Here is a 21876-nt window from a genome sequence, read left to right on the forward strand (position 1 = left end):
AAAGCCAGCGACATGATGATTGAGCCTGTGCCGACCGCCGCGCAAGACACGGTGCCGAAGCCGCCCGACCATCCCAAGGTACGATCCGGGCGCATCGGCGTGCTGCTGATGAATCTCGGCACGCCGGAAGGCACCGGCTACTGGCCGATGCGGGCCTATCTCAAGGAATTCCTCTCCGACCGGCGTGTGATCGAGGAGCCGCGCTGGAAATGGTGGCCGATCCTCAACCTGATCATCCTCTCGACGCGCCCCGGCCGAAAGGGAAAGGACTACGCCTCGATCTGGAACAAGGAACGCGACGAGGGTCCGCTCAAGACCATCACCCGCTCGCAGACCGAGCAGCTCGCCGAGCGCCTGAAACCGCTCGCCGGGGACCGCATCGTCTTCGACTGGGCGATGCGCTACGGCTTTCCGGACGTGAAGAGCCGGCTCAAGGCCCTGCTCGACCAGGGCTGCGACCGCATCCTGCTGGTCCCGCTCTATCCGCAATATGCCGCGCCGACCTCGGCCACCGCCTGCGACCAGGCCTTCCGCGCGCTGATGGAGATGCGCTGGCAGCCGACAGTGCGCGTCGCGCACCCTTATTACGAGGACCCCGCCTATATCGGCGCGCTCGCCGCCTCGATGCGCACCTCGCTGGCCAAGCTCGACTTCGACCCCGAAGTCATCCTCTGCTCCTTCCACGGCATGCCGAAGGACTACCTGCTCAAGGGCGACCCCTATTACTGCCAGTGCGCCAAGACCTGGCGGCTGCTGCGTACCGAGCTGGGCTTCTCCGAAGAGCGCTTTCCGCTGACCTTCCAGTCGCGCTTCGGGCCGGATGAATGGCTGCAGCCCTATACCGACGAGACGGTGAAGGCGCTGGCCCAGGCCGGGAAGAAGTCGATGGCGATCGTCGCGCCCGGCTTCTCGGCCGATTGCCTGGAGACGCTGGAAGAACTCGATGGCGAGAATCGCGAGATCTTCCTGCACAATGGCGGCGAGAAATTCGCCTACCTGCCCTGCCTGAACGACACACAGGAAGGCATCGACGTCATCGCCGCGGTCGTCCAGCGCGAGCTGATGGGCTGGGTCTGAGCGAGAGCCAGGACTTCAGCCACCGGCGACGAAGCGCGCCACCCGCTCGGCCACCGGCCGCGCCTGCAGGATACGGCGATGGCCGAGGCCCTCCGTTGCCTCCAGCGTGACGAACGGCCCCGCTTCCGCCAGCGCCTGCGCATGCTGAAAGCCGAGCTCGCGGTCCTGCCGGTCATGGATCAGCAGCGTCGGCAGGCCGATCGCAGCGAGTTGCTCCCGCCCCTCGAAAACCTCGACCGGATTGCCGGCGACGACATGGATGCGCCGCTCCAGCGCCGCCTGCCCGCGCCGGCCCAGCCCGATGGCGGAGCCGAACTGCCGGGTGATCTGGGTCATCGAGGACGGCGCGGCGATCATCGCCAGGCGGCCGGCTTGGACCGCAGGCTGCCCACGGACAGAACCCGCCAGCGCCGCCAGCGCGATCGCCCCGCCGAAGGAATGGCTCACGATCGCCTTGAACGGCCCGAATACGCGCGCAACCGCCGCCAGGCTCGCCACGCCGAGCGGGATGTTGAGTTCCCGACCCGTCGAGGCGCCATGGCCGGGCAGGTCGAAGGTCACGACCCGAAGGCCCGATGCCAATAACGGCTCGACGAAGCCGGTCATCGACGCTGCCTCTCCCGTCCAGCCATGGAGCAGCAGCACCGTTCCGGTGGGCGCGCCCTCGGGCTCGAAGGCATAGGCCTGCACGCTCCCGCACGAAAACGGGACCGCCCGCGCATTCGCCTGCTGCAGCCGCATCGTCGCCGCAGACGCAAGCTGCTTGCCGTTTCCGCTTCGCTTCCGCGGCCGCGGCGGGGTACAGAACAGGCGGAAGGCCAGCCGGCCGGTGGCGGTCGGGGCAATGAGGCTCGCGGCCCGCACGAAGGGGCGCATGTAACGGAGCGCGGAAGCGGTCATGGCGACAGCCCTATTTTGTTCAACGCTGAACGAATATGTTCAACAATGAACAAAAAGCAAGCCCTTTCCGAGCCGGCCCCTTCGCAAGTTTTGCCGTGGGATCTGCCGCGCTTCCGCAACTGGGTTGCCGTCGCGCGCGTCCACTCTCTCTGGGAAAAGCTGTTCGGTGAGGCGCTGGCGCCGCTCGGCATCCAGCTGCCGCACTATGACGTGCTCGCCAACATCTTCCATGCGCCGGGGCTGACCCAGCAGGCGTTGGCGGCCAAGCTCCTCGTCGGCCGCAGCGCCATGAGCATGCTGCTGCCGGTGCTCGAGCGTCGCGGGCTGATCGAGCGGCGCAGCGACGAGGCCGACCGGCGCCTGCGCCGCCTCTGGCTCACACCCGAAGGCGAGGCACTGACGCGCAAGGCGATGGCGATCCATGTCGCCGAGATCGAGGCGATGATGACGGTGCTCAGCGACGCCGAATGCGACGCCGTCGGCGAGATGATGCGTCAGGTCGGCAAGGCGCTGGAGGCCCGTGCCGGCGGCCGCTAGAGCACACGCACGCCTTCTCTATCGATGTCCTGGAGTCAGATTCACCGATCAGGTTGATTTCAACCTGATCGGTTCCGGCTCTAGCGCCGCTCAGTCCTTCTTCTGCTGGTCGTAGGACGAGATACCGCCATGCTTGCCCGACCAGCTGGCGGGGTCGTTGAGGAAGCTCTCGACCTCGGCCAGCACCTTGGCGTCGAAATGGCCGCTCTCCTTGGCGACCGCGAGCACGTCCCACCAGGTGGTGAGATAGTGCAGCTGGATGCCGATCTCGGCCATCAGCTCACGGCTGTTCGGGAAGATGTCGTAGAAGAACAGCACGAAGCAGTGCTGCACATCGGCGCCGGCATTGCGCAGCGCCTCGCAGAAATTGACCTTGCTGCGCCCGTCGGTAGCCAGGTCCTCGACCAGCAGGGTGCGCGCGCCCTCGGCGAGAGAGCCCTCGATCTGGGCGTTGCGGCCGAAGCCCTTCGGCTTCTTGCGCACATACTGCATCGGCAGCGCCAGCCGGTCGGAGATCCAGGCGGCGAAGGGAATGCCCGCGGTCTCGCCGCCGGCGATGGTGTCGAGGGATTCGTAGCCGATGTCGCGCACGATGGTGGTGGCGGCGAAATCGATCAGCGTCGAGCGCAGGCGCGGATAGGAGATGATCTTGCGGCAGTCGATATAGACCGGGCTCGCCCAGCCCGAGGTGAAGACGAAGGGCTTGTCGCTGTAGAAGTGGACCGCCTTGATCTCGAGCAGCATCTTGGCCGCCTCGCGCGCGATCACAGTCCTGTCGGTGGGAGTGAACAGGTTGGACATGGCGCCGGTCTCCACATGAAAAAAGCGCCGGACGTTTCCGGCGCTTGGGGGCTTTTCAGCATATTTGATTGTCTGGAGCGGGAGAAGGGATTCGAACCCTCGACCCCAACCTTGGCAAGGTTGTGCTCTACCCCTGAGCTACTCCCGCATCCAAGACATCCGCGCCGCAGCGCGTGGCCGGGTTTCTGCCCCAAAGCTTTGCGGAGCGCAAGCACCTTCTCGAAAGTTTTTTGCCGCCTTCCACGGCCCTCGTCAGGCGGCCGCGCCTTGCTGACGGCTGATCTCGCCGCTAGGCATCGTGCCAACACACCGTCACCACCTTCGATAGCGCCTATGACCAAGCCCCTCACGCCCGACGAGCTCTGCGCCCATCTGACCGAGCGCGGCATCGCCTTTCACCGCACCGATCACCCGGCCGTCTTCACCGTCGCGGAGACGGCGCCGCATCGCGACGAGATGGTCGGGCACCATACGAAGAACCTCTTCCTGAAGGACAAGAAGGGCCGGCTTTTCCTGGTCTCGGCCGAGGCACACGCGCGAATCGACCTGAAGCGCCTGCATGAGAGGCTCGGTGCCAGCGGCCGGCTCTCCTTCGGCTCTGCCGAGCTCCTGATGGAAAAGCTCGGCGTCACGCCGGGCTCGGTCACCGCATTCGCCGTCGTCAATGACCGCGCGGGCGATGTCACCATGGTCCTGGACGCCACGCTGATGACCGGTGCGGACGTCAATTTCCACCCGCTGATCAACACCGCGACGCTCCGGGTCGGCCGTGACGACCTCCTGGCCTTCATGCGCAGCACCGGCCATGAGCCGCTGATCGTCGATTTGCCCGTTCCGCCCGATGGACAGAACGGCTGAGACAACCCATTTATGTGGCCGACTGCGCCGGGCGGCCCATGGCATGCCGGCGCGCTCTTAAAGAACATCACGAAGGGCGACCCATGCTGGTCAATGGCGAAGCGGCCGAGCAACCCGGCCTGATCAAGGACACGACCACCCAGGCCTTCCGGCAGGACGTCATCGCGGAATCGATGACGCAGCCCGTGCTGGTCGATTTCTGGGCGCCCTGGTGCGGCCCCTGCAAGCAGCTCACCCCCGTCATCGAGAAGGCGGTCAAGGCAGCGGGCGGCAAGGTCAAGCTCGTCAAGATGAACATCGACGAGCATCCTCAGATTTCCGGCCAGCTCGGCATCCAGTCGATTCCTGCCGTCATCGCCTTCAAGCAGGGCCAGCCGATCGACGGCTTCATGGGCGCCCAGCCCGAGAGCCAGGTGAAGGCCTTCATCGAGCGCCTCGTCGGCCCGGTCGGCCCGGGCGAGGCCGAGGAATTGATCGCGGCGGCCGAGGCCGCCACGCAGGCCGGCGACGCTGCCGGCGCCAGCGAGCTCTATGCCGGCGTGCTCCAGATGGAGCCCGAGAATCTCAAGGCCATCGCGGGGCTGGCGCGGCTGCATCTCGACACCGGCGACATCGAGGGGGCCAAGGGCATCCTCGCCATGGCGCCCGCGGACAAGGCCGGCGACCCGGCGATCACGGCCGTGCGCGCCGCCATCGAGCTCGCCGAGCAGGCCGCCTCGCTGGGCGACACCGCCGAGCTGGAAGCCAAGGTCGCGGCCAACCCGAAGGATCATCAGGCCCGCTTCGACCTGGCTCTGGCGCTCAACGCCCGCGACCGGCGCGAGGATGCGGTCGATCAGCTCGTCGCCATCATCAAGGCCGACCGCACCTGGAGCGACGACGGCGCGCGCAAGCAGCTCCTGCAGTTCTTCGAGGCCTGGGGCCCGATGGATGATGCGAGCGTCTCCGGGCGCCGCAAGCTCTCGACCCTGCTCTTTTCCTGACTCTTTGACGTGCCGCATTTTCTTCACGCGAACCGGCATCCACTTCGCTTGAAAATGCTTTGGAAAGGATCGGCCGCGCATGGGCATGAACGCCGTCTATGAGGGGGCTGGGGACTGTCCGGAGGTTGTCCCGCTCTTCCCTTTGAGCGGCGCGCTGCTGCTGCCGCGCGGCCAGATGCCGCTCAACGTCTTCGAGCCGCGCTACCTCGCCATGGTCGACGATGCGCTCAAGGCCGGGCGCGTCATCGGCATGATCCAGCCCGAGCCGGAGACGGGCCGCCAATCCGAGATCCCGCCCCTGCTCAAGGTCGGCTGCCTCGGCCGTATCACCCAGTTCGCCGAGACCGGTGACGGCCGCTATATCGTCACCCTGACCGGGATCAGCCGTTTCCGCCTGCTCGACGAGCTTTCCGTGACGACCGCCTATCGGCAGGCGAAGGTCGATTACAGCGAGTTCGCCGGCGATTTCGTCGCCCGGATCGGCGAGGAGGAGGTCGACCGCAAGGGCCTGCTCAAGGCGCTGCGGAGCTTCGCCAAGGCCAACGAGCTCAAGATCGACTGGAAGGGCGTCAACGAGGCGCCGAACGAGGCGCTGGTCAACGCGCTCTCGATGATGTGCCCCTTCGGTCCGCGGGAGAAGCAGGCGCTGCTCGAGGCGCGCTCCCTGAAGGACCGGGCCGAGGTGCTGGTCGCGATCACCGAGATCGAGCTCGCTCGCGGCGGCGGCAACCCGGACACGACGCTGCAGTGACCGCGTCGCCGCCTGTCGAAGCCGTGCCCTTGCGCTATCCGCCGCGCCGCGCCGTCACGGCCTGGCTCTTCTTCGACTGGGCGGCGCAGCCCTTCTTCACGCTCATCACCACCTTCGTCTTCGCGCCCTTCTTCGCCTCGGCATTGGCGCGGGATGCGGCGGAAGGCCAGGCGCTCTGGGGCTATGCCACCGGCTTCGCAGGGCTTTGCATCGCGCTGCTCTCGCCGCTGCTGGGCGGCATCGCCGACCGCACCGGCCCGCGCAAGCCCTGGATCGCCGCCTTCGGCGCGCTGCTCGTCATCGGCTCGGGTCTTCTCTGGTTCGCCGTGCCTGGTTCGCGCCTGGCGGTGCCGATTGCGCTGGCTGGCTTCATCATCGCGACAATCGGCGCAGAATTCGCCACCACCTTCAACAATGCGATGATGACGCGGCTCGTGCCGCCGGAGCGGCTCGGCTGGCTCTCGGGCACCGGCTGGGCGATCGGCTATCTCGGCGGCCTGCTGTCGCTTGCGATCACGCTCGGCCTGCTCGCCGCCGACCCTCATACAGGCAAGACGCTCGCCGGCCTCTCTCCCATCTTCGGGCTCGACGCTGCCGCCCGCGAGGGAGACCGCTTCTCCGGCCCGCTGACAGCCCTCTGGTTCATCGTCTTCGTCGCGCCGATGTTCCTGCTGACGCCCGATTCGGTGCCGACCGGGATGCGCCTTTCGCAGGCCGCGCAGGGCGGGTTCGGGCGATTGAAGGCGACGCTCGCCGAGCTGCCGAAGCTGCCTTCGCTCGGCCGCTTCCTGCTCGCCAACATGATCTATCAGGATGCGCTGGTCGCGCTCTTCGCCTTCGGCGGCATCTATGCGGCAGGCGTCTTCGGCTGGCAGACCATCGAGCTCGGCATCTTCGGCATCCTGCTCACCGTCACGGGCACGCTCGGCGCTTGGCTCGGCGGTCAGCTCGACGACGCCATCGGCGGCAAGCCCGTGGTGCTGGGCTCGATCGCCTGCCTGCTCTTCGCCTGCCTCGGCATCCTCTCGCTCGGGGCCGACCATGTGCTGTTCGTCATCCCGGCCACGCCCGCCGCGCCGGGCGACGGGCTCTTCGCTTCGCTGCCAGAACAGGTCTATCTCGCGCTCGGCCTGCTGATCGGCCTCGTCGCCGGGCCGATGCAGGCGGCCTCACGCAGCCTGATGGCGCGGCTCGCCCCGGCGGGGCGCATCGGCGAGTTCTTCGGGCTCTTCGCGCTTTCGGGGAAGGTCACGTCCTTCCTTGGCCCGACGCTGGTCGCGCTGGCGACGACGATCTTCGCCAGCCAGCGCGCGGGGCTTGCCGTCCTGGTCGTCTTCTTCCTGGCAGGCGCAGCATTGCTGGCGGGCGTCAAAGTCCGCCGGCCGTAGGTGTCATCCCGCACGCGCTGCGGCACGATAGTGCTGCTGCGCAGATGCGGGATCGGTCTCAGGAAAAGGCGTCTTCTCATCGTACGGTCCCGTGTCTGCGCCGCGGCATTGCATGCCGCAGCGCGCACGGGATGACGCGCTTGGTCAGCGGACCAGAATATTCCTGAACTGCCAGGGATCGCTGGTGTCGATGTCCTCGGGGAACAGCCCCGGCCGGCCATCGAGCGGCGTCCAATCCGTGTAATAGCCCTTCACCGGGCCGAGATAGGGCAGCTGGATCCCGAGGCAGCGGTCGAGGTCCATCTCCTCGACCTCGACGATGCCGGCCTTAGGGTTCTCCAGCGCCCAGACCATGCCGGCGAGGACAGCGGAGGTGACCTGCAGCCCGGTCGCGGTCTGGTAGGGCGCGAGCTTGCGCGTCTCCTCGGTCGAGAGCTGCGAGCCGAACCAGTAGGCGCCCTTGTCGTGGCCGTAGAGCAGCACGCCGAGCTCATCGATGCCGTCGATGACCTCGTCCTCCTCGAGGATGTGATGCTCCTCCTGCGGGCGACCGGCATTGCCGAACATCTCGTGCAGGGAGAGCACGGCGTCGTTCGCGGGGTGATAGGCGTAGTGGCAGGTGGGCCGATAGATCGCCTTTCCGCTCTCGTCGCGCACGGTGAAGTAGTCGGCGATCGAGATCGATTCGTTATGCGTCACCAGGAAGCCGTATTGCGGCCCCGGCGTCGGGCACCAGCTCCTGACCTTGGTCTCGGCGCCGGCCTGCATCAGGTAGATCGCCGCCTGCGAGCCGGCTTCGTGGGTGCGGGCATTGTCCGGCATCCACTTCTCATGGGTACCCCAGCCCAGCTCCGCCGGCTGCACGCCTTCGGAGATGAAGCCCTCGACCGACCAGGTGTTGACGAAGACGCCCGGCGGCTTCGCGTTGCGCGAACGCTGTGTGTCGCGCTCGGCGATATGGATGCCCTTGACGCCGACCTGCTTCATCAGCCCGGCCCATTCCTCCCGGGTCTTCGGCTGCGGCACGTTGAGGCGCATATCGGCCGCGACGTTCAGCAAAGCCTTCTTGGCGAGCCAGGAGGCCATGCCGGGATTGGCGCCGCAGCAGGACACGGCCGTCGTCGAGCCGGGCGGACGGGCGCGCTTGGCGGCCAGCGTCATCTCGCGCAGCGCATAGTTCGAGCGCTCGCCCGGGCCTTTGGTCTCGTCGAAATAGAAGCCGAGCCAGGGCTCATTGACCGTGTCGATATAGAGCGCGCCCAGGCTAGAGCAGAACTCCATGATGTCGCGCGAGCCGGTGTCGCAGGAGAGGTTGACGCAGAAGCCCTGCCCGCCGCCGGCGGTCAGCAGCGGCTCGAGCATCGTCTTGTAATTGTCGATGGTGACCGCCTCCTGGATGAAGCGGATGCCGCGTTCATCAAGCAGGTGGCGGTTCTGATCGTCGGGAGCGATGACGACGAAACGGCTCTTGTCGAACTTGAGATGCCGTTCGATCAGCGGCAGCGTACCGCGGCCGATCGAGCCGAAGCCGATCATCACGATCGGGCCGGTGATCTCGCCGTAGACGGGCCAATTCGTCATTCTTCCAAACTCCTGGGTTCGTAGGTCAAAAAGCGGTTGAAGCTGGTTATGGGCGCAAAATCGCGCCGTCAATCGCGGCAAGCACCCTCCACGCGGCGCGCCGCATGGAAAGCGCCGGGCGATGACGGCGCGATGACGATTGAAAGCTGGCGTCAGGCGGCCTTGGCCACCTTCGGCGCAGCGACGGCAGCGCCATGCTCACCCGCCGCGACGAGGACGCCCTGCGCGCCGTCGAGCGCGCCGTCGCGCAATTCGATGGCGAGGAAGCGCTCGCGCTCGACCGGGCCGGGCATGGCGAGATCCCGCGTCAGCGCGGCGTCGAAGCCGAAGCGCGCATAATAGGGCGCGTCGCCGACGAGGATGACGGCGCCGTGCCCGCGGCAGGCCGCGCGCCAGAGCGCCTCGCGCATCAGCGTCTTGCCGAGGCCCTCGCCCTGCAGTTCGGGCTTGACCGCGAGCGGGCCGAGCATGAGCGCCGGCACGCCAGCGGCCTCGACATGCCAGAGGCGGACGGTGCCGATGACCTCGCCATCGCGCTCGGCGGTCAGCGCCAGACCATCGGCCGGCCGCCGGCCTTCGCGCAGGCGCTCGCTCGACTTGGCGGTGCGGCGCTCGCCCAGGCAGCGGTCGAGCAGCGCCTCGCGGGCGGGAATGTCGGCAACGACTTCGTCGCGGATCGTGATCATGACGCACCTCCGGCCGGAGCGCCCATCCTCATGGACCTACCCGGCGCCGCGCGAGCGCGGCCACAATGGAACGATGTGGGGAAGAGGGGTCCGGCGGGAGCCACGGCTGCGATCCCGATCCTTGGGATGCACAGTCGCTCCGCCCAGATTCTTTGGACGGCCTGATTTCGCAGGGCGCTTCGCCGGACCCGATTGATCAGGAGGGAGCGGTCCGCTCCCTCCTAACGTCAGATGACGTACTGCCTCAGCGGCGGGAAGCCGTTGAAGGCGACGGCCGAATAGGTCGTCGTATAGGCGCCCGTGCCCTCGATCAGCACCTTGTCGCCGATCTCCAGCGAGAAGGGCAGCATGTACGGGGTCTTCTCGTACATGACGTCGACCGAGTCGCAGGTCGGGCCGGCGAGCACGCACGGGACGGTCGCATCGCCATCGCGCACGGTGCGGATGGGGTAGCGGATCGCCTCGTCCATGGTCTCGGCGAGACCGTTGAACTTGCCGATGTCGAGATAGACCCAGCGCACATCGTCGCTCTCGGCCTTCTTCGAGATCAGCACGACCTCGGCCTCGATCAGGCCGGCCTCGCCGACCATGCCGCGGCCCGGCTCGATGATCGTCTCGGGCAGCTGGTTGCCGAAATGCTTCGACAGCGCCCGGAAGATCGCGTCGCCATAGGAGGGCACGCCCGGAATCGGCTTCAGGTAGCGCGCCGGGAAGCCGCCGCCGAGGTTGACCATCGACAGCGACAGACCGCGGGTGGCGCACTCCTTGAAGACCTCGGAGGCAGAAGCGAGCGCCGAATCCCAGGCGTTCACATTCGCCTGCTGCGAGCCGACATGGAACGAGATGCCATAGGCCTGCAGGCCCAGGCGATGGCCATGCTCAAGCACGTCCGCGGCCATCTCGGGCACGCAGCCGAACTTGCGCGAGAGCGGCCAGTCGGCGCCGGCGCCGTCGCAGAGGATGCGGCAGAAGATGCGCGCATCGGCGACGCCGGTCTTGTCCGCCGAGCGGGCGACCTTCTCGACCTCGGCCGTGCAGTCGACGGCGAAGAGGCGCACGCCGAGCTCCATGGCGCGCACGACGTCGCGCTCCTTCTTGATCGTGTTGCCGAAGGAGATGCGATCAGCCGTGGCGCCGGCCGCGAGCGCGAGCTCGATCTCGACGACCGAGGCGCAATCGAAGCAGGAGCCGAGCTTGGCCAGGAGCGCGAGCACCTCCGGCGCCGGGTTCGCCTTCACCGCGTAGAAGACGCGGGTGTCCGGCAGGGCGCGGGAGAAGGCATGATAGTTCTCGCGCACGACATCGAGGTCGATGACGACGCAAGGCCCGTCCTCACGGCGGGTGCGCAGAAAATCTCGGATGCGGTCGGTCATGAGACGCGACTCCCCTGCGGCGCAAGCGGCGCCGATGCGATGCATAGCGCCGGATGAAACGTTCGCGGACCGAGGCGCGATGGAGACGCCAAGGACAGCGGACGAAACGTCCGGACCCGAAACACCGTTCGATAGGGGAAGACCCCGCACGGCCGGCAATGAAGGACAAGCCTCTTCGGTGTTGGCCTTTGGAGGACCAACGAGACCAAAAAAGCCCGCTCCGTCGTTGCTTTAAGCTGCGTCCCCCGTGGAGATTCGGGGTTCGCCGGTTTTGCCTCCGGCTGCCGGTCTGTGTCGGGGAGCAGTTCTCTTGCGAGAACCGGGAAGCGTGATTTGAGGGATGTCCATCCCCTCCATCCGTCTTCCAATCCCCTGGCGGCTGTCCGGCCTCTTGTCCGGATGCCCACCGACCAGCACGCGGCCACAGGCACGTGCGAATTGGGTGAACGCGATATACGGATAGCGACCCCGGACCACAAGTGTTTTGTGAGCCCGAAGCCGCATTTTTTTGCATAGCCGATCCGCAGCGGAAAAAAGCGGAAAAAGCTGCGCCGGCTCTGAGCTTAGCTACGCTTCTCGCAGAACCGGATTCTGTTGCCGAACGGGTCCGGCACTTCGAGTGTCCGCCCGCCCGGCCCATCCTCGTGGATGCCCGGCCGCGAATAGGAATAATGCTTGCCGATCAGCTCGGCCCGATAGGCGTCGATGCCCTCCATCCAGACGAAGACGGTCGAGCCCGGGCTGGCGTCGCCATGATGCTCAGAGAGGTGAAGCTTCAGCCCGGAGCGCGAGACCTGCATGTACAACGGCAGGCTGGGCGCGAAGCGATGGTCCCAGTCCATCTCGAAGCCCAGGAACCCGAGATAGAACTCCTTCGCCTTCGCCTCGTCGAAGATGCGCATGATGGGTATGCCCATCTGGAGGCGCACGGCATCCTGCGCCGTGTCGGCACCCGCATCGGGCGCCGCCTCGTCGATCTTCGCCGCCAGCACGTTCCAGTCGTCATAGCCAAACTGGCGCGCCACGATCTCGAGGGTCTCGGAATGGCTGAGCGGCACCCGCCGGTCGGCCATGGCCGCCCGCAGGCTCTTCGCCATGAGCTTGGCATCGCGGAAATTCCGCATGGTCGTGATCCTTCTCGCTCGGACGGCCGATCATCGGGGCTCGCCTTGCCGACATCCGTCCAGGAGTCGATCGGGATCAGGACATCAACTGTCTGAGGATGCGTTCACCATGCCCTTTCGGGCGCGAGCGGCTGGCCGCATCCGGCCGATCGCGAAGCTCGCTGCGACATCGTGGATTGTCAATCTCGGAAGGCCGCGCCGCCCGCGTCGCAGACAGGCCCTAGACCAGCCCCATTTCATGGCCTTAAGTCACGCGCTGCGGCGATCAACTGACGTGTACGACCAGAAGACGGACCATCCATGACCACCACCGACCGCCGCCGCGTCCTGGGCGGATTGGCAGCCGCGCTCGGCCTGTCGGCCGCGCCCTCCGTGCTGCTCGCCCAACAGCCACAGCCGCAGACGCCTCCGCAGGCTCCGCCGCCGCAGAACGCCGCGCCGCAGCCGCGCTTCGGCTATGAGGATGTGCAGCGCCGGGCCCGCGAGATCGCCGCCGTTCCCTATGAGCCTGTTCCAGCCCTTCCCGAGCCTCTGGCGCGGCTCGACTTCGATTCCTGGCGGGACATCCGCTTCCGGCCGGAGCGGGCGCTGCTCGCGCAGAACGGCTCGCCCTTCCGCATGCAGCTGTTCCATCCCGGCTTCATGTTCAACCGGCCTGTGACGGTGAACGTGGTGCGCGACGGCGTACCGACGCCGGTGCCCTACGGGGCCAACCTCTTCGACTACGGCAAGCTGAAGTTCGAGAAGCCGCTGCCGGTCAATCTGGGCTTCGCCGGCTTCCGCCTACACCATGCGCTCAATGACCCACGCGTCCTCGACGAGCTGATCTCCTTCATCGGCGCGAGCAATTTTCGCGTGCTGGGGCGCGGCCAGCGCTACGGGCTCTCGGCGCGCGGGCTTGCGATCGGGACCGGGACCGGCAACGAGGAATTCCCGGTCTTCCGCGAGTTCTGGGTCGAGGCCCCGACGGCGGACGCGGATCGCGTCATCGTCCACGCCCTGCTCGATTCACCTTCCGTCACCGGCGCCTACAGCTTCGCCATCTATCCCGATCTCGACACCGTGGTGGACATCTTCGCGACGCTGTTCCCCCGCAAGCCGATCGAGAAGATCGGCCTCGCCCCGCTGACCTCCATGTTCCTCGCCGGGGAGAACGACCGGCGCTCCTTCGACGACTACCGCATGGAGTTGCACGATTCGGACGGGCTGATGATCCATTCCGGCAGTGGCGAATGGATCTGGCGACCGCTGCGCAACCCACGGCAACCGGCCACCTCCTCCTTCGTCGAACGCAATCCGCGCGGCTTCGGCCTGATGCAGCGGGACCGCACCTTCGAGCACTATCAGGACCTCGACCTCGCCTATGAGCTCAGGCCGTCCTACTGGATCCAGCCGCAGGGCGACTGGGGCGAGGGTGTCATCGAGCTGGTCGAAATGCCGACCACCGACGAGACCAGCGACAACATCGCCGCCTTCTGGGCACCGAAGACCACGCTGGAGCCCGGCCGCGAATTTTCCTTCGCCTACAAGCTCACTGCGATGCTGGACAGCAGCGACCTGCATCCGGGCGGGCGGGTGATCAACACCTATCAGGCCCGGCCCAAGGCGCTCGTCTCGGGCGAGCCTGTGACCGACGGCGCCCGCCGTTTCATCGTCGACTTCGCCGGCGGCGACCTCGACTATCACCTGCGCCAGCCGGAGAAGGTCGAGATCGTGCCCTCGATCGCCTATGGCCGGATCGACCGCGCCTATATCTTGCCCAACCGCAAGACCGACGGCTTCCGGGCCTTCATCGACATCGTGGTCGAGCCCGGCCAGACCGCCGAGATGCGCGCCTTCCTGAAGAGCGGCAACAAGACGCTGACCGAAACCTGGAGCTATCCCTGGCGCGTGCAGCTGAGGGAACCGCCGGCCCAGCCACAGCCGGCCCCGCAACCGGCGGCCGAACCGCAGCCGGCGCAGCCACCCGCCAAGGAGTGACGCGATGGACGTCGTCGAGAAGCCCGAGGAGAACCGTTTCGAGCTGTCGCTCGACGGCGGCACAGCGCTCGTCGCCTATCAGCGCGACGGCAACCGCCTCGTGCTGCTTCACACCGAGGTTCCCTCTGAATTCTCCGGCCAGGGCATCGGCTCGCGGCTGGCCAAGGGCGTGCTCGACCAGATCAGGGCGAGCGGGCGCAAGGCGGTGATCCGTTGCCCGTTCCTGAAGGAATGGATCGCCCGCCACCCCGAATACGACGATATCGTCGACGGCTGAGCGGAGACTTAAGCGATGGGATTGCTCGTCGACGGGCGCTGGCAGGACCAGTGGTACGACACGGCCAAGAGCGGCGGGCGCTTCGTCCGCTCGGAAAGCGCCTTCCGCAACTGGGTCACGGCAGACGGCTCAGCCGGGCCGAGCGGCAAGGGCGGCTTCAGGGCGCAGCCCGGCCGCTACCATCTCTATGTCTCGCTCGCCTGCCCCTGGGCCCATCGCACCCTGATCTTCCGCAAGCTGAAAGGGCTCGAGGACGCGATCTCCGTCTCGGTCGTGCACTGGCTGATGGCCGAGAACGGTTGGACCTTCGCGCCCGGTGAAGGCGTGGTGCCGGACCCGTTCGGCGGTGCGCACTTCCTGCACGAAATCTATACCCGCGCCGACCCGCAATATTCCGGCCGCGTCACCGTGCCGGTGCTCTGGGACAGGCAGGAGGGCACGATCGTCAGCAACGAATCCTCCGAGATCATCCGCATGCTGAACGCGGCCTTCGACGGCGTCGGGGCCAAGCCCGGTGACTACTATCCCGAGGCGCTGCGCCCCGAGATCGACGCGCTGAACGAGCGCATCTACGGCACGGTCAACAATGGCGTCTACAAGGCCGGCTTCGCCACCACGCAGGACGCCTATGAGGAAGCGCTCAAGCCGCTCTTCGAGACGCTGGACTGGCTGGAGGAGCGGCTGGGCTCGCGTCGCTACCTCACCGGCGGCAGCCTGACCGAGGCCGACTGGCGTCTCTTCACCACGCTGATTCGCTTCGACCCGGTCTATGTCGGGCATTTCAAGTGCAACATCCGGCGCATCGCCGACTATCCGCGGCTCTCGGCCTATCTGCGCGCGCTCTACCATGTCGAGGGCGTCGCGGAGACCGTGAACTTCGCCCATATCAAGGGGCATTATTACGAGAGCCACCGCACGATCAATCCGACGGGAATCGTGCCGGTCGGGCCGGACATGAGCGCGCTGCTCGGGATCTGATTACTTCCGGCCGCCCTTGCGCGCCGGCTGCTTCTTGCGGCCGTAGAGCTCCAGCCGGTGGCGGACCAGATCGTAGCCGAGCTCGGCCGCGATGCGCCGCTGCAGCTCCTCGATCGCATCCGAGGAGAACTCGATCACCTCGCCCGAATCGATGTCGATCAGGTGGTCGTGATGCTCCTGGTCGGCGTGCTCGTAGCGCGAGATTCCGTCCTCGAAGGCATGGCGCTCGATCGCCCCTTGCGATTCCAGCACCTTCATCGTGCGGTAAACGGTCGAGAGCGACAGCGTCGGATCGAGCGCGAAGGCGCGAGTAAAGATGCCCTTCGCGTCGGGATGGTCGTCCGCCTCGGCCAGAACGCGCAGGATCAGCCGCCGCTGCTGCGTCATGCGCAGCCCGGCTCCCTTGAGCTGGCTCTCGAAATCAGCAACGCGCCGGTCGACTTCGGTCATGACCTGCCCATAGCAATGCACGCGCGTAATTGCAAAAGCAGCTAGATGAACATCATTTTCATTTGCAGCATCGACGCTGGCGACGCGTAATTGCGTGGGCTTCTGCCTATCGGCCCAGCTCCGCCGCGATGCCGGCGACCAGCTCGAAGGAGCGCTTGCGCTTGTCGTGATCGTAGATCGGCGCCGTGACCATGATCTCGTCGGCCTGCGTGTCGCGGACGAATTCACCGAGCGTGCGCTTCAAGGTCTCGGGCGAGCCGATGAAGGCATAGCGCAGCATCTGCCGGACATGCCCCTTCTCGGCGGGGGTCCAGTAGCTCTCCATATCTGCGATCGGCGGCTGCAGCTTGCCGCGCGCGCCGCGCACCATGCCGACGAAACGCTGCTGCAGCGAGCTCGCGAGATACTGCGCCTCCTCGTCGGTATCGGCCGCGACGATGTTGATTCCCGGCATGGCATGGGGCGTCGCAAGCTGCTCGGACGGCTTGAAGCGCTCGCGATAGACGGCGAGCGCCTGCATCAGCGCGTCCGGAGCGAAGTGCGAGGCGAAGCTGTAGGGCAAGCCGAGCTCGGCCGCGAGCTGGGCGCCGAACAGGCTCGACCCCAGGATCCAGAGCGGCACGTTCGAGCCCTCGCCGGGCACGGCGCGGATCGCCTGATTCGGCCCGGCCGGCGCGAACAGCGCCTGCAGCTCCAGCACGTCCTGCGGAAAGCTGTCGGACGACATCGGGCTGCGACGCAGCGCCCGCAGGGTCAGCTGGTCGGTGCCGGGCGCCCGGCCGAGGCCGAGATCGATGCGGCCCGGAAAGAGCGCCTCCAGCGTGCCGAACTGCTCGGCGATCACGAGCGGCGCATGGTTGGGCAGCATGATGCCCCCCGCCCCGATCCGCATCGTGCTGGTCGCGGCGGCGAGCTGCCCGATCACGACGGAGGTCGCGGCGCTGGCGATGCCGACCATGTTGTGATGCTCGGCCACCCAGTAGCGCGTGAAGCCCAGCCGCTCGGCGTGGCGCGCGAGGTCGATCGACTTCAGCAGTGCTTCCCGAGGCCCCTCCCCTTCGATGACGGGGACGAGGTCGAGGACGGAGATCGCGACCATGTCGGATCCTCAGGGCTGGCGCCGGAGCCGGCGCGAGAGGCAGGACTTCACCAGATGGGAAGGTTCCCCACCACGTTCCAGAGGCGGCGCCGCATCGTCATGGCGCGCCTGCGCTGACGTTCTGGCGGAACGAGGAAGCGGCCGCTGCGTTGCTTGCTGGAGAGCTTCAATTTTTGAGCTGGAGGGAAGGACCATGCATACGAGCCACCACAACCCGGCGAAGGAAAGTCTGCGCAAGGAGCAGAAGGAGCAGCGCAAGGCCGAGCGTGAGCACGGCAAGGACGCGCTGCTCGACCAGGCGCTGGAAGACACTTTCCCGGCCAGCGACCCTGTCGCGGCTCAGGCCACCGTCACGCCCGGCGCCGCTGAGGGACGCAAGGGCGACGACAAGCCCAAGACCTGATTCGGCTGCGGGAACTCAGTCCCGCTGATAGAGCAGGCGGGCGCGGATCGTGCCGTCGAGCGCGCGGATTTCGCGCAGGATGTCGCGTGCCTCGACGGAGGAGACGCCGTCCGCCTCCATCACGACATAGCCGACCTCGCCGTCGGTCTGGTAGTTCTGCGCGGCGATATTGACCTGCCGGCTGGCGAAGACGTCGTTGAGGCGGCGCAGCATGCCCGGCACATTGCGCTGGACATGGATGAAGCGCGTGCCGATGGCGCGCGCCGGCAGCTGCACCTGCGGGAAATTGACCGCGCCCACGGTCGAGCCCACATCGGAATAATCGACGAGCTTGCGCGCCACCTCGGCGCCGATGCGCTCCTGCGCCTCCTCGGTCGAGCCACCGACATGCGGCGTCAGGATGACGTTGGCGCAGCCCTGCAGCGGCGAGACGAAGCGCTCGCTGTTCGATTTGGGCTCGACCGGGAAGACGTCGACGGCAGCACCCGCTAGATGGCCGCTCTTCAGCGCCGAGGCGAGAGCCTCGAGATCGACCACCGTGCCGCGCGAATTGTTGATGAGGTAGCTGCCGCGGTTCATCTGGGCGAGCTGCTCGGCCCCGATCATGCCGTGGGTCTGCGGCGTCTCGGGAACGTGCAGCGAGACGATATCCGCCGTTCCGAGCAACTCGTTGAGGCTGCCGACCGCCTCCGTGTTGCCGTGGCGCAGCCGGTCGGTGTGATCGAAATAGATCACGCGCATGCCCATCGCCTCGGCCAGCGTCGAGAGCTGGCTGCCGATATTGCCGTAGCCGACGATGCCGAGCGTCTTGCCCCGCACCTCGAAGGAGCCGTCCGCCGACTTGTCCCAGCCGCCGTCATGCGCCGCGCGCGAGCGGTCCGGGATGCGGCGCAGCAGCATCACGATCTCGCCGATGGTCAATTCGGCGACGCTGCGCGTGTTGGAGAACGGTGCGTTGAAGACCGGCACGCCGCGCTGGCGCGCCGCTTCGAGATCGACCTGATTGGTGCCGACAGAGAAGCAGCCGACGGCGAAGAGCCTGTCCGCCGCGGCGAAGATCTCCGGAGTGAGCTGGGTGCGCGAGCGGATGCCGAGCACATGCACACCCTGGATCGCCTCTACCAGCGCGTCGCGGTCGAGCGCCTTTGGCAGCCGCTCCATATTGACGTAGCCGGCCTGCTGCAGCAGCTCGACGGCGGAATCGTTGATGCCTTCCAGCAGCAGGACCTTGATCCGGTCCTTCGGGAGGGAAAGGCGTTCGCTCAGCTTGGTCATGGCCGTCACGCTGGTGGAAGAATCCACTTGGAAGGATCCATTGGGGGAGCGGTTGCTATAGTCCTCGCCGCGCGGGAGGCAACCGCTTTCAGCGCAGGGCAGCCGCGCCTGGAGCCAGATCCGATCAGGTTGCCTCAACTTGATCGGCCCGTGCTCTACGCCTTCTCGACCACCAGCGTCGCGCCCTCGACACGCACGACCCTGACCTCACTCCCTGCAAGAAGCTCCGGACCGGTGATGCGCCAGGAAGAATCCCCCACCCGGATGCGGCCTTCGCCGCCGGTCATAGTCGCCTCCAGCCGGAAGACCTTACCGACGAGCTGCCGGCCACGATCGTTGAGGCCGGTGGCGGCGTCGGGCTCCTCGCCCCTGTGGCGCGTCAGCAGCCGCCCGGCGATCACGCAGGCCACCGCCAGGGCGGCGAAGACCAGCATCGCCGCCTGCCAGCCGATACCTGACAGGCCCACGACCAGCCCGGTCAGCAGCGCTGCAAGCCCGAGCCAGATCAGGAAGATACCCGGCGCCAGCATCTCCGCGCCGATCAGGAGGAGGCCGAGAATAGCCCAGCTCCAGCCACCGAGATTGACAAATCCTTCCAGCATGACGACCTCGTCTCAGGCGCCGGTTCGCCCGGAGACCGGGACCGAGCCGCCATTGCGGCGCGTCGCGACGGCTTCATCGCCGAACACCGCCTTGGTGAGCTGCGCGATGCCGCCGACCGTGCCAGCGAGCGCAGCGGCCTCGATCGGCACGATCACGACCTTGCTGTTGTTGCCGCTCGCAATCGCCTTCAGCGCCTCGGTGTAGCGCTCGGCAATCAGGAAGTTGGCCGCCTGGATGTCACCCTTGCTGATCGCCTCGGAGACCATGGCGGTCGCGGCGGCCTCCGCCTGCGCCAACCGCTCGCGCGCCTCGGCATCGCGCAAGGCCGCTTCCTTGCGGCCCTCGGCGGCAAGGATCTGTGACTGCTTCTGGCCCTCGGCCTTGAGGATCTCCGCCTGACGCAGGCCTTCGGCCTCGAGCACGGCGGCGCGCTTCTCGCGCTCGGCCTTCATCTGCCGGTTCATCGCCCCGGCGATGTCGGCTGGCGGCAGGATGTCGCGGATCTCGATGCGCGTCACCTTGACGCCCCAGGGCGAGGCGGCCGCATCCATGACGCGGAGCAGCCGCTCGTTGATCTCGTCGCGGTGCGAAAGCAGCTGGTCGAGGTCCATCGAGCCGACGACCGTGCGGATATTGGTCATGGTCAGGACCATCAGCGCGTCGCTGAGCGAGGACACCTCGTAGCAGGCCTTGGCCGCGTCGAGCACCTGGAAGAAGGCAGCGGCATCGATCCTGACGCCCGCATTGTCCTTGGTGATCGCCTCCTGGGAGGGAATGTCGAGCACCTGCTCCATCACGTTCACCTTGTGCCCGATACGGTCGATCCAGGGCACGATCAGGCCAAGCCCCGCGCTCAGCGTGCGCGAATAGCGGCCGAAGCGCTCGACGGTATAGTTGTAGCCCTGCGGCACGGTCCGCACGCCGCGTGCAATCGTCAGCACGACCAGTGCGACGATCACGATGACGGCGATATTGAAGCCCGACAGATCCATGCTGTTTCCCCCGCGGCGCCGGAGACGCCAGCCCTGCCTGTTGCGGCGCAAGACTGGCGGCTGGGACGTGAGGATGCAAGGGCGCCGCGTGCTCGATGCCTTCCTCACTGGTCCGAGGGCGGTCCCTCATCCCTGCCCTTCTCCGACTCGGGAGAAGGGTTCCCCGCGCCCGGTAGATCCAAGCTTCGACCTACTTTACCGCTGCCTCAATGCGCGGCGGGAGCGGGAGCGCCCTCCGGCTTGTCATGCGCCGCAAAGCGCTCGACCATCGTCGCGCTGGCTTCGTTGAGACCGACGATCTCCACGGCCCGCCCATTCCGGCGTGCCTTGAGAACGACGCGATCGAGCGCGCCCACGGCGGAAATATCCCAGAAATGGGCCGCGTGGACGTCGATCACGATCCGCTCGACGGGCTCGAGTACATCGATCGACTCCGTGAAGGCGCCGGCCGAAGCGAAGAAGACCTGCCCCGTCACCCGGTAGGTGCGGACGCGCCCATCCTCGGACAGTTCCGAGACGACATGGCTGAGCCGCGAAACCTTGCCGGCGAAAAAGACGCCGGACAGGAGCACCCCAACCAGCACGCCGATGGCGAGATCCTTCGTCGCGACCACCACCGCCACCGTCGCGAGCATCACAACCGAGGAAGCCAGCGGGTTGGTGCGCAGCTGCAGCAGCGAGCGCCACTGGAACGTGTTGACCGACACCATGATCATCACCGCGGTCAGCGCGGCGACCGGCACGATGGCGAGCAGATCCTGCAGCAGGACCAGCAGGACGAGCAGGAAGGCGCCGGCGACCAGCGTCGAGAGCCGCCCTCGCGCACCCGAGGAGACATTGATCACCGACTGGCCGATCATCGCACAGCCGCCCATGCCGCCGAACACCGCCGACGTCATGTTGGCCAGCCCTTGCCCGACGCATTCGCGGCTCTTGTTGCTGGTGCTGTCAGTCATGTCGTCGACGATCTGCGCCGTCAGCAGGCTTTCCAGCAGCCCGACCGCGGCCAGCGTCGCCGCAAAGGGGAAGATGATCCGCAACGTCTCGAAGGTGAACGGAACCTCGGGCCAGCCAAAGGATGGGAGGGCGGAGGGCAGCTCCCCGAGCTGGGCCACGGCACGGACATCCAGCTTGAAGACGACGGAGACGATCGTGACCACGACGATGGCGACCAGCGGCGCGGGAACGGCCCGCGTGATGCGCGGGAAGCCGTAGATGATGACGAGGCCCAGCGCGATCAGCCCGTAGGTGGCTGCGGACACGCCCGTCAGCTCCGGCAGCTGCGCCATGAAGATCAGGATGGCGAGCGCATTGACGAAGCCGGTCATGACAGAGCGCGAGACGAAGCGCATCAGCCTTCCGAGCTTGAGCAGACCGGCGCCGATCTGCAGCACGCCCATCAGGATCGTCGCGGCGAAGAGATACTGCACGCCATGGTCGCGCACGAGATCGACCATCACCACCGCCGTGGCGGCGGTGGCAGCCGAGATCATGGCGGGCCTGCCGCCGGTGAAGGCGATGACGATGGCGATCACCACCGAGGCATAGAGGCCGACCTTGGGGTCGACGCCAGCGATGACCGAGAAGCCGATCGCCTCGGGGATCAGGGCGAGCGCGACGACGATGCCCGACAGCGCATCGGCGCGCGGGTTCGCGAACCACTCGCGCGCGAGTCCGGAATATCTGTTCATAAGCTTGAATCCGCAGGGAGATCGGCGCCCGTGCGCGGCACGGAGCAAACGTCTCGAATGCGTGGTCCG

22 protein-coding genes, 1 tRNA gene and 1 other annotated feature (1 of these 24 cut by a window edge) are annotated in these 21876 nt (G+C 66.9%); of the genes, 10 read left to right on the forward strand and 13 right to left on the reverse strand.

Going from position 1 to position 21876, the window contains the following annotated elements:
- The first annotated feature begins 12 nt into the window (after window positions 1-12).
- Entirely contained in the window at window positions 13-1077 is a 1065-nt protein-coding gene (gene hemH, locus BoBH3_RS04210) for a ferrochelatase (RefSeq protein WP_262329482.1), read from the forward strand.
- Window positions 1078-1092: 15 nt separating this feature from the next.
- Here hemH and BoBH3_RS04215 read toward each other — a convergent pair whose 3' ends face one another.
- Complete coding sequence (locus BoBH3_RS04215) at window positions 1093-1977, reverse strand: alpha/beta fold hydrolase (protein WP_262329483.1); 885 nt, start codon at window positions 1975-1977, stop codon at window positions 1093-1095.
- A gap of 45 nt (window positions 1978-2022) precedes the next feature.
- Between BoBH3_RS04215 and BoBH3_RS04220 the strand changes: the two genes are divergently transcribed.
- The gene (locus tag BoBH3_RS04220) at window positions 2023-2514 is read left to right on the forward strand and encodes a MarR family winged helix-turn-helix transcriptional regulator (RefSeq protein WP_262329484.1); all 492 of its coding nucleotides are present in this window, start codon (window positions 2023-2025) and stop codon (window positions 2512-2514) included.
- A 90-nt stretch (window positions 2515-2604) separates the two neighbouring features.
- Here BoBH3_RS04220 and BoBH3_RS04225 read toward each other — a convergent pair whose 3' ends face one another.
- Window positions 2605-3315 (reverse strand): orotate phosphoribosyltransferase, encoded by a 711-nt coding sequence (locus tag BoBH3_RS04225; protein WP_262329485.1) that lies wholly within the window; start codon window positions 3313-3315, stop codon window positions 2605-2607.
- Between the two features lie 73 nt (window positions 3316-3388).
- Window positions 3389-3463: transfer RNA gene (locus tag BoBH3_RS04230), tRNA-Gly, on the reverse strand.
- 185 nt (window positions 3464-3648) lie between these two features.
- Here BoBH3_RS04230 and BoBH3_RS04235 point away from each other — a divergent pair.
- From BoBH3_RS04235 to BoBH3_RS04250, 4 genes are all read left to right on the forward strand, one after another.
- Window positions 3649-4173, forward strand: coding sequence for a prolyl-tRNA synthetase associated domain-containing protein (locus BoBH3_RS04235; RefSeq protein WP_262329486.1), 525 nt, complete (start codon window positions 3649-3651; stop codon window positions 4171-4173).
- A gap of 83 nt (window positions 4174-4256) precedes the next feature.
- Entirely contained in the window at window positions 4257-5156 is a 900-nt protein-coding gene (gene trxA / locus BoBH3_RS04240; protein ID WP_262329487.1) for a thioredoxin, read from the forward strand.
- A gap of 79 nt (window positions 5157-5235) precedes the next feature.
- Window positions 5236-5907 (forward strand): LON peptidase substrate-binding domain-containing protein, encoded by a 672-nt coding sequence (locus BoBH3_RS04245; protein ID WP_262329488.1) that lies wholly within the window; start codon window positions 5236-5238, stop codon window positions 5905-5907.
- Window positions 5904-7295 carry an MFS transporter gene (locus tag BoBH3_RS04250; RefSeq protein ID WP_262329489.1) on the forward strand — a complete coding sequence of 464 codons (1392 nt, stop codon included), beginning with the start codon at window positions 5904-5906 and terminating at the stop codon, window positions 7293-7295. The genes BoBH3_RS04245 and BoBH3_RS04250 overlap by 4 nt, the downstream gene beginning before the upstream one ends.
- Window positions 7296-7439: 144 nt before the next feature.
- Here BoBH3_RS04250 and BoBH3_RS04255 read toward each other — a convergent pair whose 3' ends face one another.
- From BoBH3_RS04255 to BoBH3_RS04270, 4 genes are all read right to left on the reverse strand, one after another.
- Window positions 7440-8876 carry a homospermidine synthase gene (locus BoBH3_RS04255; RefSeq protein ID WP_262329490.1) on the reverse strand — a complete coding sequence of 479 codons (1437 nt, stop codon included), beginning with the start codon at window positions 8874-8876 and terminating at the stop codon, window positions 7440-7442.
- A 152-nt stretch (window positions 8877-9028) separates the two neighbouring features.
- A complete protein-coding gene (locus tag BoBH3_RS04260; protein ID WP_262329491.1) occupies window positions 9029-9562 on the reverse strand; it encodes a GNAT family N-acetyltransferase in 534 nt (177 codons plus the stop codon).
- A 227-nt stretch (window positions 9563-9789) separates the two neighbouring features.
- Window positions 9790-10935, reverse strand: a complete 1146-nt coding sequence (locus tag BoBH3_RS04265; RefSeq protein WP_262329492.1) for a type III PLP-dependent enzyme — start codon at window positions 10933-10935, stop codon at window positions 9790-9792.
- A 563-nt stretch (window positions 10936-11498) separates the two neighbouring features.
- Window positions 11499-12059 (reverse strand): glyoxalase superfamily protein, encoded by a 561-nt coding sequence (locus tag BoBH3_RS04270; RefSeq protein WP_262329493.1) that lies wholly within the window; start codon window positions 12057-12059, stop codon window positions 11499-11501.
- A 300-nt stretch (window positions 12060-12359) separates the two neighbouring features.
- Between BoBH3_RS04270 and BoBH3_RS04275 the strand changes: the two genes are divergently transcribed.
- From BoBH3_RS04275 to BoBH3_RS04285, 3 genes are read left to right on the forward strand one after another with little or no spacing between them, the layout of a single operon-like run.
- Window positions 12360-14039 (forward strand): OpgD/OpgG family glucan biosynthesis protein, encoded by a 1680-nt coding sequence (locus BoBH3_RS04275; RefSeq protein WP_262329494.1) that lies wholly within the window; start codon window positions 12360-12362, stop codon window positions 14037-14039.
- Between the two features lie 4 nt (window positions 14040-14043).
- Window positions 14044-14316 carry a GNAT family N-acetyltransferase gene (locus BoBH3_RS04280; RefSeq protein WP_262329495.1) on the forward strand — a complete coding sequence of 91 codons (273 nt, stop codon included), beginning with the start codon at window positions 14044-14046 and terminating at the stop codon, window positions 14314-14316.
- A 15-nt stretch (window positions 14317-14331) separates the two neighbouring features.
- Window positions 14332-15294 carry a glutathione S-transferase family protein gene (locus BoBH3_RS04285; RefSeq protein WP_262329496.1) on the forward strand — a complete coding sequence of 321 codons (963 nt, stop codon included), beginning with the start codon at window positions 14332-14334 and terminating at the stop codon, window positions 15292-15294.
- On the opposite strand, the gene BoBH3_RS04290 is transcribed toward BoBH3_RS04285, so the two are convergent.
- Entirely contained in the window at window positions 15295-15744 is a 450-nt protein-coding gene (locus BoBH3_RS04290; RefSeq protein WP_262329497.1) for a Fur family transcriptional regulator, read from the reverse strand.
- 106 nt (window positions 15745-15850) lie between these two features.
- A complete protein-coding gene (locus BoBH3_RS04295; RefSeq protein ID WP_262329498.1) occupies window positions 15851-16843 on the reverse strand; it encodes an LLM class flavin-dependent oxidoreductase in 993 nt (330 codons plus the stop codon).
- A 193-nt stretch (window positions 16844-17036) separates the two neighbouring features.
- Here BoBH3_RS04295 and BoBH3_RS04300 point away from each other — a divergent pair, with 193 nt between their 5' ends.
- A complete protein-coding gene (locus tag BoBH3_RS04300; RefSeq protein ID WP_262329499.1) occupies window positions 17037-17246 on the forward strand; it encodes a hypothetical protein in 210 nt (69 codons plus the stop codon).
- 15 nt (window positions 17247-17261) lie between these two features.
- On the opposite strand, the gene serA is transcribed toward BoBH3_RS04300, so the two are convergent.
- The 4 genes from serA to BoBH3_RS04320 all read right to left on the reverse strand — a co-directional run bounded on the left by serA (window position 17262) and on the right by BoBH3_RS04320 (window position 21807).
- The gene (gene serA, locus BoBH3_RS04305; protein WP_262329681.1) at window positions 17262-18521 is read right to left on the reverse strand and encodes a phosphoglycerate dehydrogenase; all 1260 of its coding nucleotides are present in this window, start codon (window positions 18519-18521) and stop codon (window positions 17262-17264) included.
- Window positions 18522-18676: 155 nt separating this feature from the next.
- Window positions 18677-19123, reverse strand: a complete 447-nt coding sequence (locus tag BoBH3_RS04310) for an NfeD family protein (RefSeq protein WP_262329500.1) — start codon at window positions 19121-19123, stop codon at window positions 18677-18679.
- 12 nt (window positions 19124-19135) lie between these two features.
- Complete coding sequence (locus BoBH3_RS04315; RefSeq protein WP_262329501.1) at window positions 19136-20116, reverse strand: SPFH domain-containing protein; 981 nt, start codon at window positions 20114-20116, stop codon at window positions 19136-19138.
- A gap of 206 nt (window positions 20117-20322) precedes the next feature.
- Entirely contained in the window at window positions 20323-21807 is a 1485-nt protein-coding gene (locus BoBH3_RS04320; protein WP_262329502.1) for a SulP family inorganic anion transporter, read from the reverse strand.
- Between the two features lie 60 nt (window positions 21808-21867).
- Window positions 21868-21876 (reverse strand) — a sequence feature (sul1 is cis-regulatory element that is thought to sense ions involved in sulfur or methionine metabolism; They are found in Alphaproteobacteria); it runs 47 nt beyond the window's last position.

This window comes from Allobosea sp. BH3, from assembly GCF_025499465.1.
Taxonomy (GTDB): domain Bacteria; phylum Pseudomonadota; class Alphaproteobacteria; order Rhizobiales; family Beijerinckiaceae; genus Allobosea.

What these genes read in the sequence shown, in the direction of transcription:
- BoBH3_RS04290 (WP_262329497.1), bottom strand. Translation starts at nt 15,744, where the DNA reads ATGACCGAAGTCGACCGGCGCGTTGCTGATTTCGAGAGCCAGCTCAAG.
- BoBH3_RS04315 (WP_262329501.1), bottom strand. Translation starts at nt 20,116, where the DNA reads ATGGATCTGTCGGGCTTCAATATCGCCGTCATCGTGATCGTCGCACTG.
- BoBH3_RS04220 (WP_262329484.1), top strand. Translation starts at nt 2,023, where the DNA reads ATGAACAAAAAGCAAGCCCTTTCCGAGCCGGCCCCTTCGCAAGTTTTG.
- BoBH3_RS04255 (WP_262329490.1), bottom strand. Translation starts at nt 8,876, where the DNA reads ATGACGAATTGGCCCGTCTACGGCGAGATCACCGGCCCGATCGTGATG.
- hemH (WP_262329482.1), top strand. Translation starts at nt 13, where the DNA reads ATGATGATTGAGCCTGTGCCGACCGCCGCGCAAGACACGGTGCCGAAG.
- BoBH3_RS04275 (WP_262329494.1), top strand. Translation starts at nt 12,360, where the DNA reads ATGACCACCACCGACCGCCGCCGCGTCCTGGGCGGATTGGCAGCCGCG.
- BoBH3_RS04280 (WP_262329495.1), top strand. Translation starts at nt 14,044, where the DNA reads ATGGACGTCGTCGAGAAGCCCGAGGAGAACCGTTTCGAGCTGTCGCTC.
- BoBH3_RS04295 (WP_262329498.1), bottom strand. Translation starts at nt 16,843, where the DNA reads ATGGTCGCGATCTCCGTCCTCGACCTCGTCCCCGTCATCGAAGGGGAG.
- BoBH3_RS04245 (WP_262329488.1), top strand. Translation starts at nt 5,236, where the DNA reads ATGGGCATGAACGCCGTCTATGAGGGGGCTGGGGACTGTCCGGAGGTT.
- BoBH3_RS04260 (WP_262329491.1), bottom strand. Translation starts at nt 9,562, where the DNA reads ATGATCACGATCCGCGACGAAGTCGTTGCCGACATTCCCGCCCGCGAG.
- BoBH3_RS04215 (WP_262329483.1), bottom strand. Translation starts at nt 1,977, where the DNA reads ATGACCGCTTCCGCGCTCCGTTACATGCGCCCCTTCGTGCGGGCCGCG.
- BoBH3_RS04225 (WP_262329485.1), bottom strand. Translation starts at nt 3,315, where the DNA reads ATGTCCAACCTGTTCACTCCCACCGACAGGACTGTGATCGCGCGCGAG.
- BoBH3_RS04285 (WP_262329496.1), top strand. Translation starts at nt 14,332, where the DNA reads ATGGGATTGCTCGTCGACGGGCGCTGGCAGGACCAGTGGTACGACACG.
- BoBH3_RS04235 (WP_262329486.1), top strand. Translation starts at nt 3,649, where the DNA reads ATGACCAAGCCCCTCACGCCCGACGAGCTCTGCGCCCATCTGACCGAG.
- BoBH3_RS04300 (WP_262329499.1), top strand. Translation starts at nt 17,037, where the DNA reads ATGCATACGAGCCACCACAACCCGGCGAAGGAAAGTCTGCGCAAGGAG.
- BoBH3_RS04310 (WP_262329500.1), bottom strand. Translation starts at nt 19,123, where the DNA reads ATGCTGGAAGGATTTGTCAATCTCGGTGGCTGGAGCTGGGCTATTCTC.
- BoBH3_RS04270 (WP_262329493.1), bottom strand. Translation starts at nt 12,059, where the DNA reads ATGCGGAATTTCCGCGATGCCAAGCTCATGGCGAAGAGCCTGCGGGCG.
- serA (WP_262329681.1), bottom strand. Translation starts at nt 18,521, where the DNA reads ATGACCAAGCTGAGCGAACGCCTTTCCCTCCCGAAGGACCGGATCAAG.
- BoBH3_RS04320 (WP_262329502.1), bottom strand. Translation starts at nt 21,807, where the DNA reads ATGAACAGATATTCCGGACTCGCGCGCGAGTGGTTCGCGAACCCGCGC.
- trxA (WP_262329487.1), top strand. Translation starts at nt 4,257, where the DNA reads ATGCTGGTCAATGGCGAAGCGGCCGAGCAACCCGGCCTGATCAAGGAC.
- BoBH3_RS04265 (WP_262329492.1), bottom strand. Translation starts at nt 10,935, where the DNA reads ATGACCGACCGCATCCGAGATTTTCTGCGCACCCGCCGTGAGGACGGG.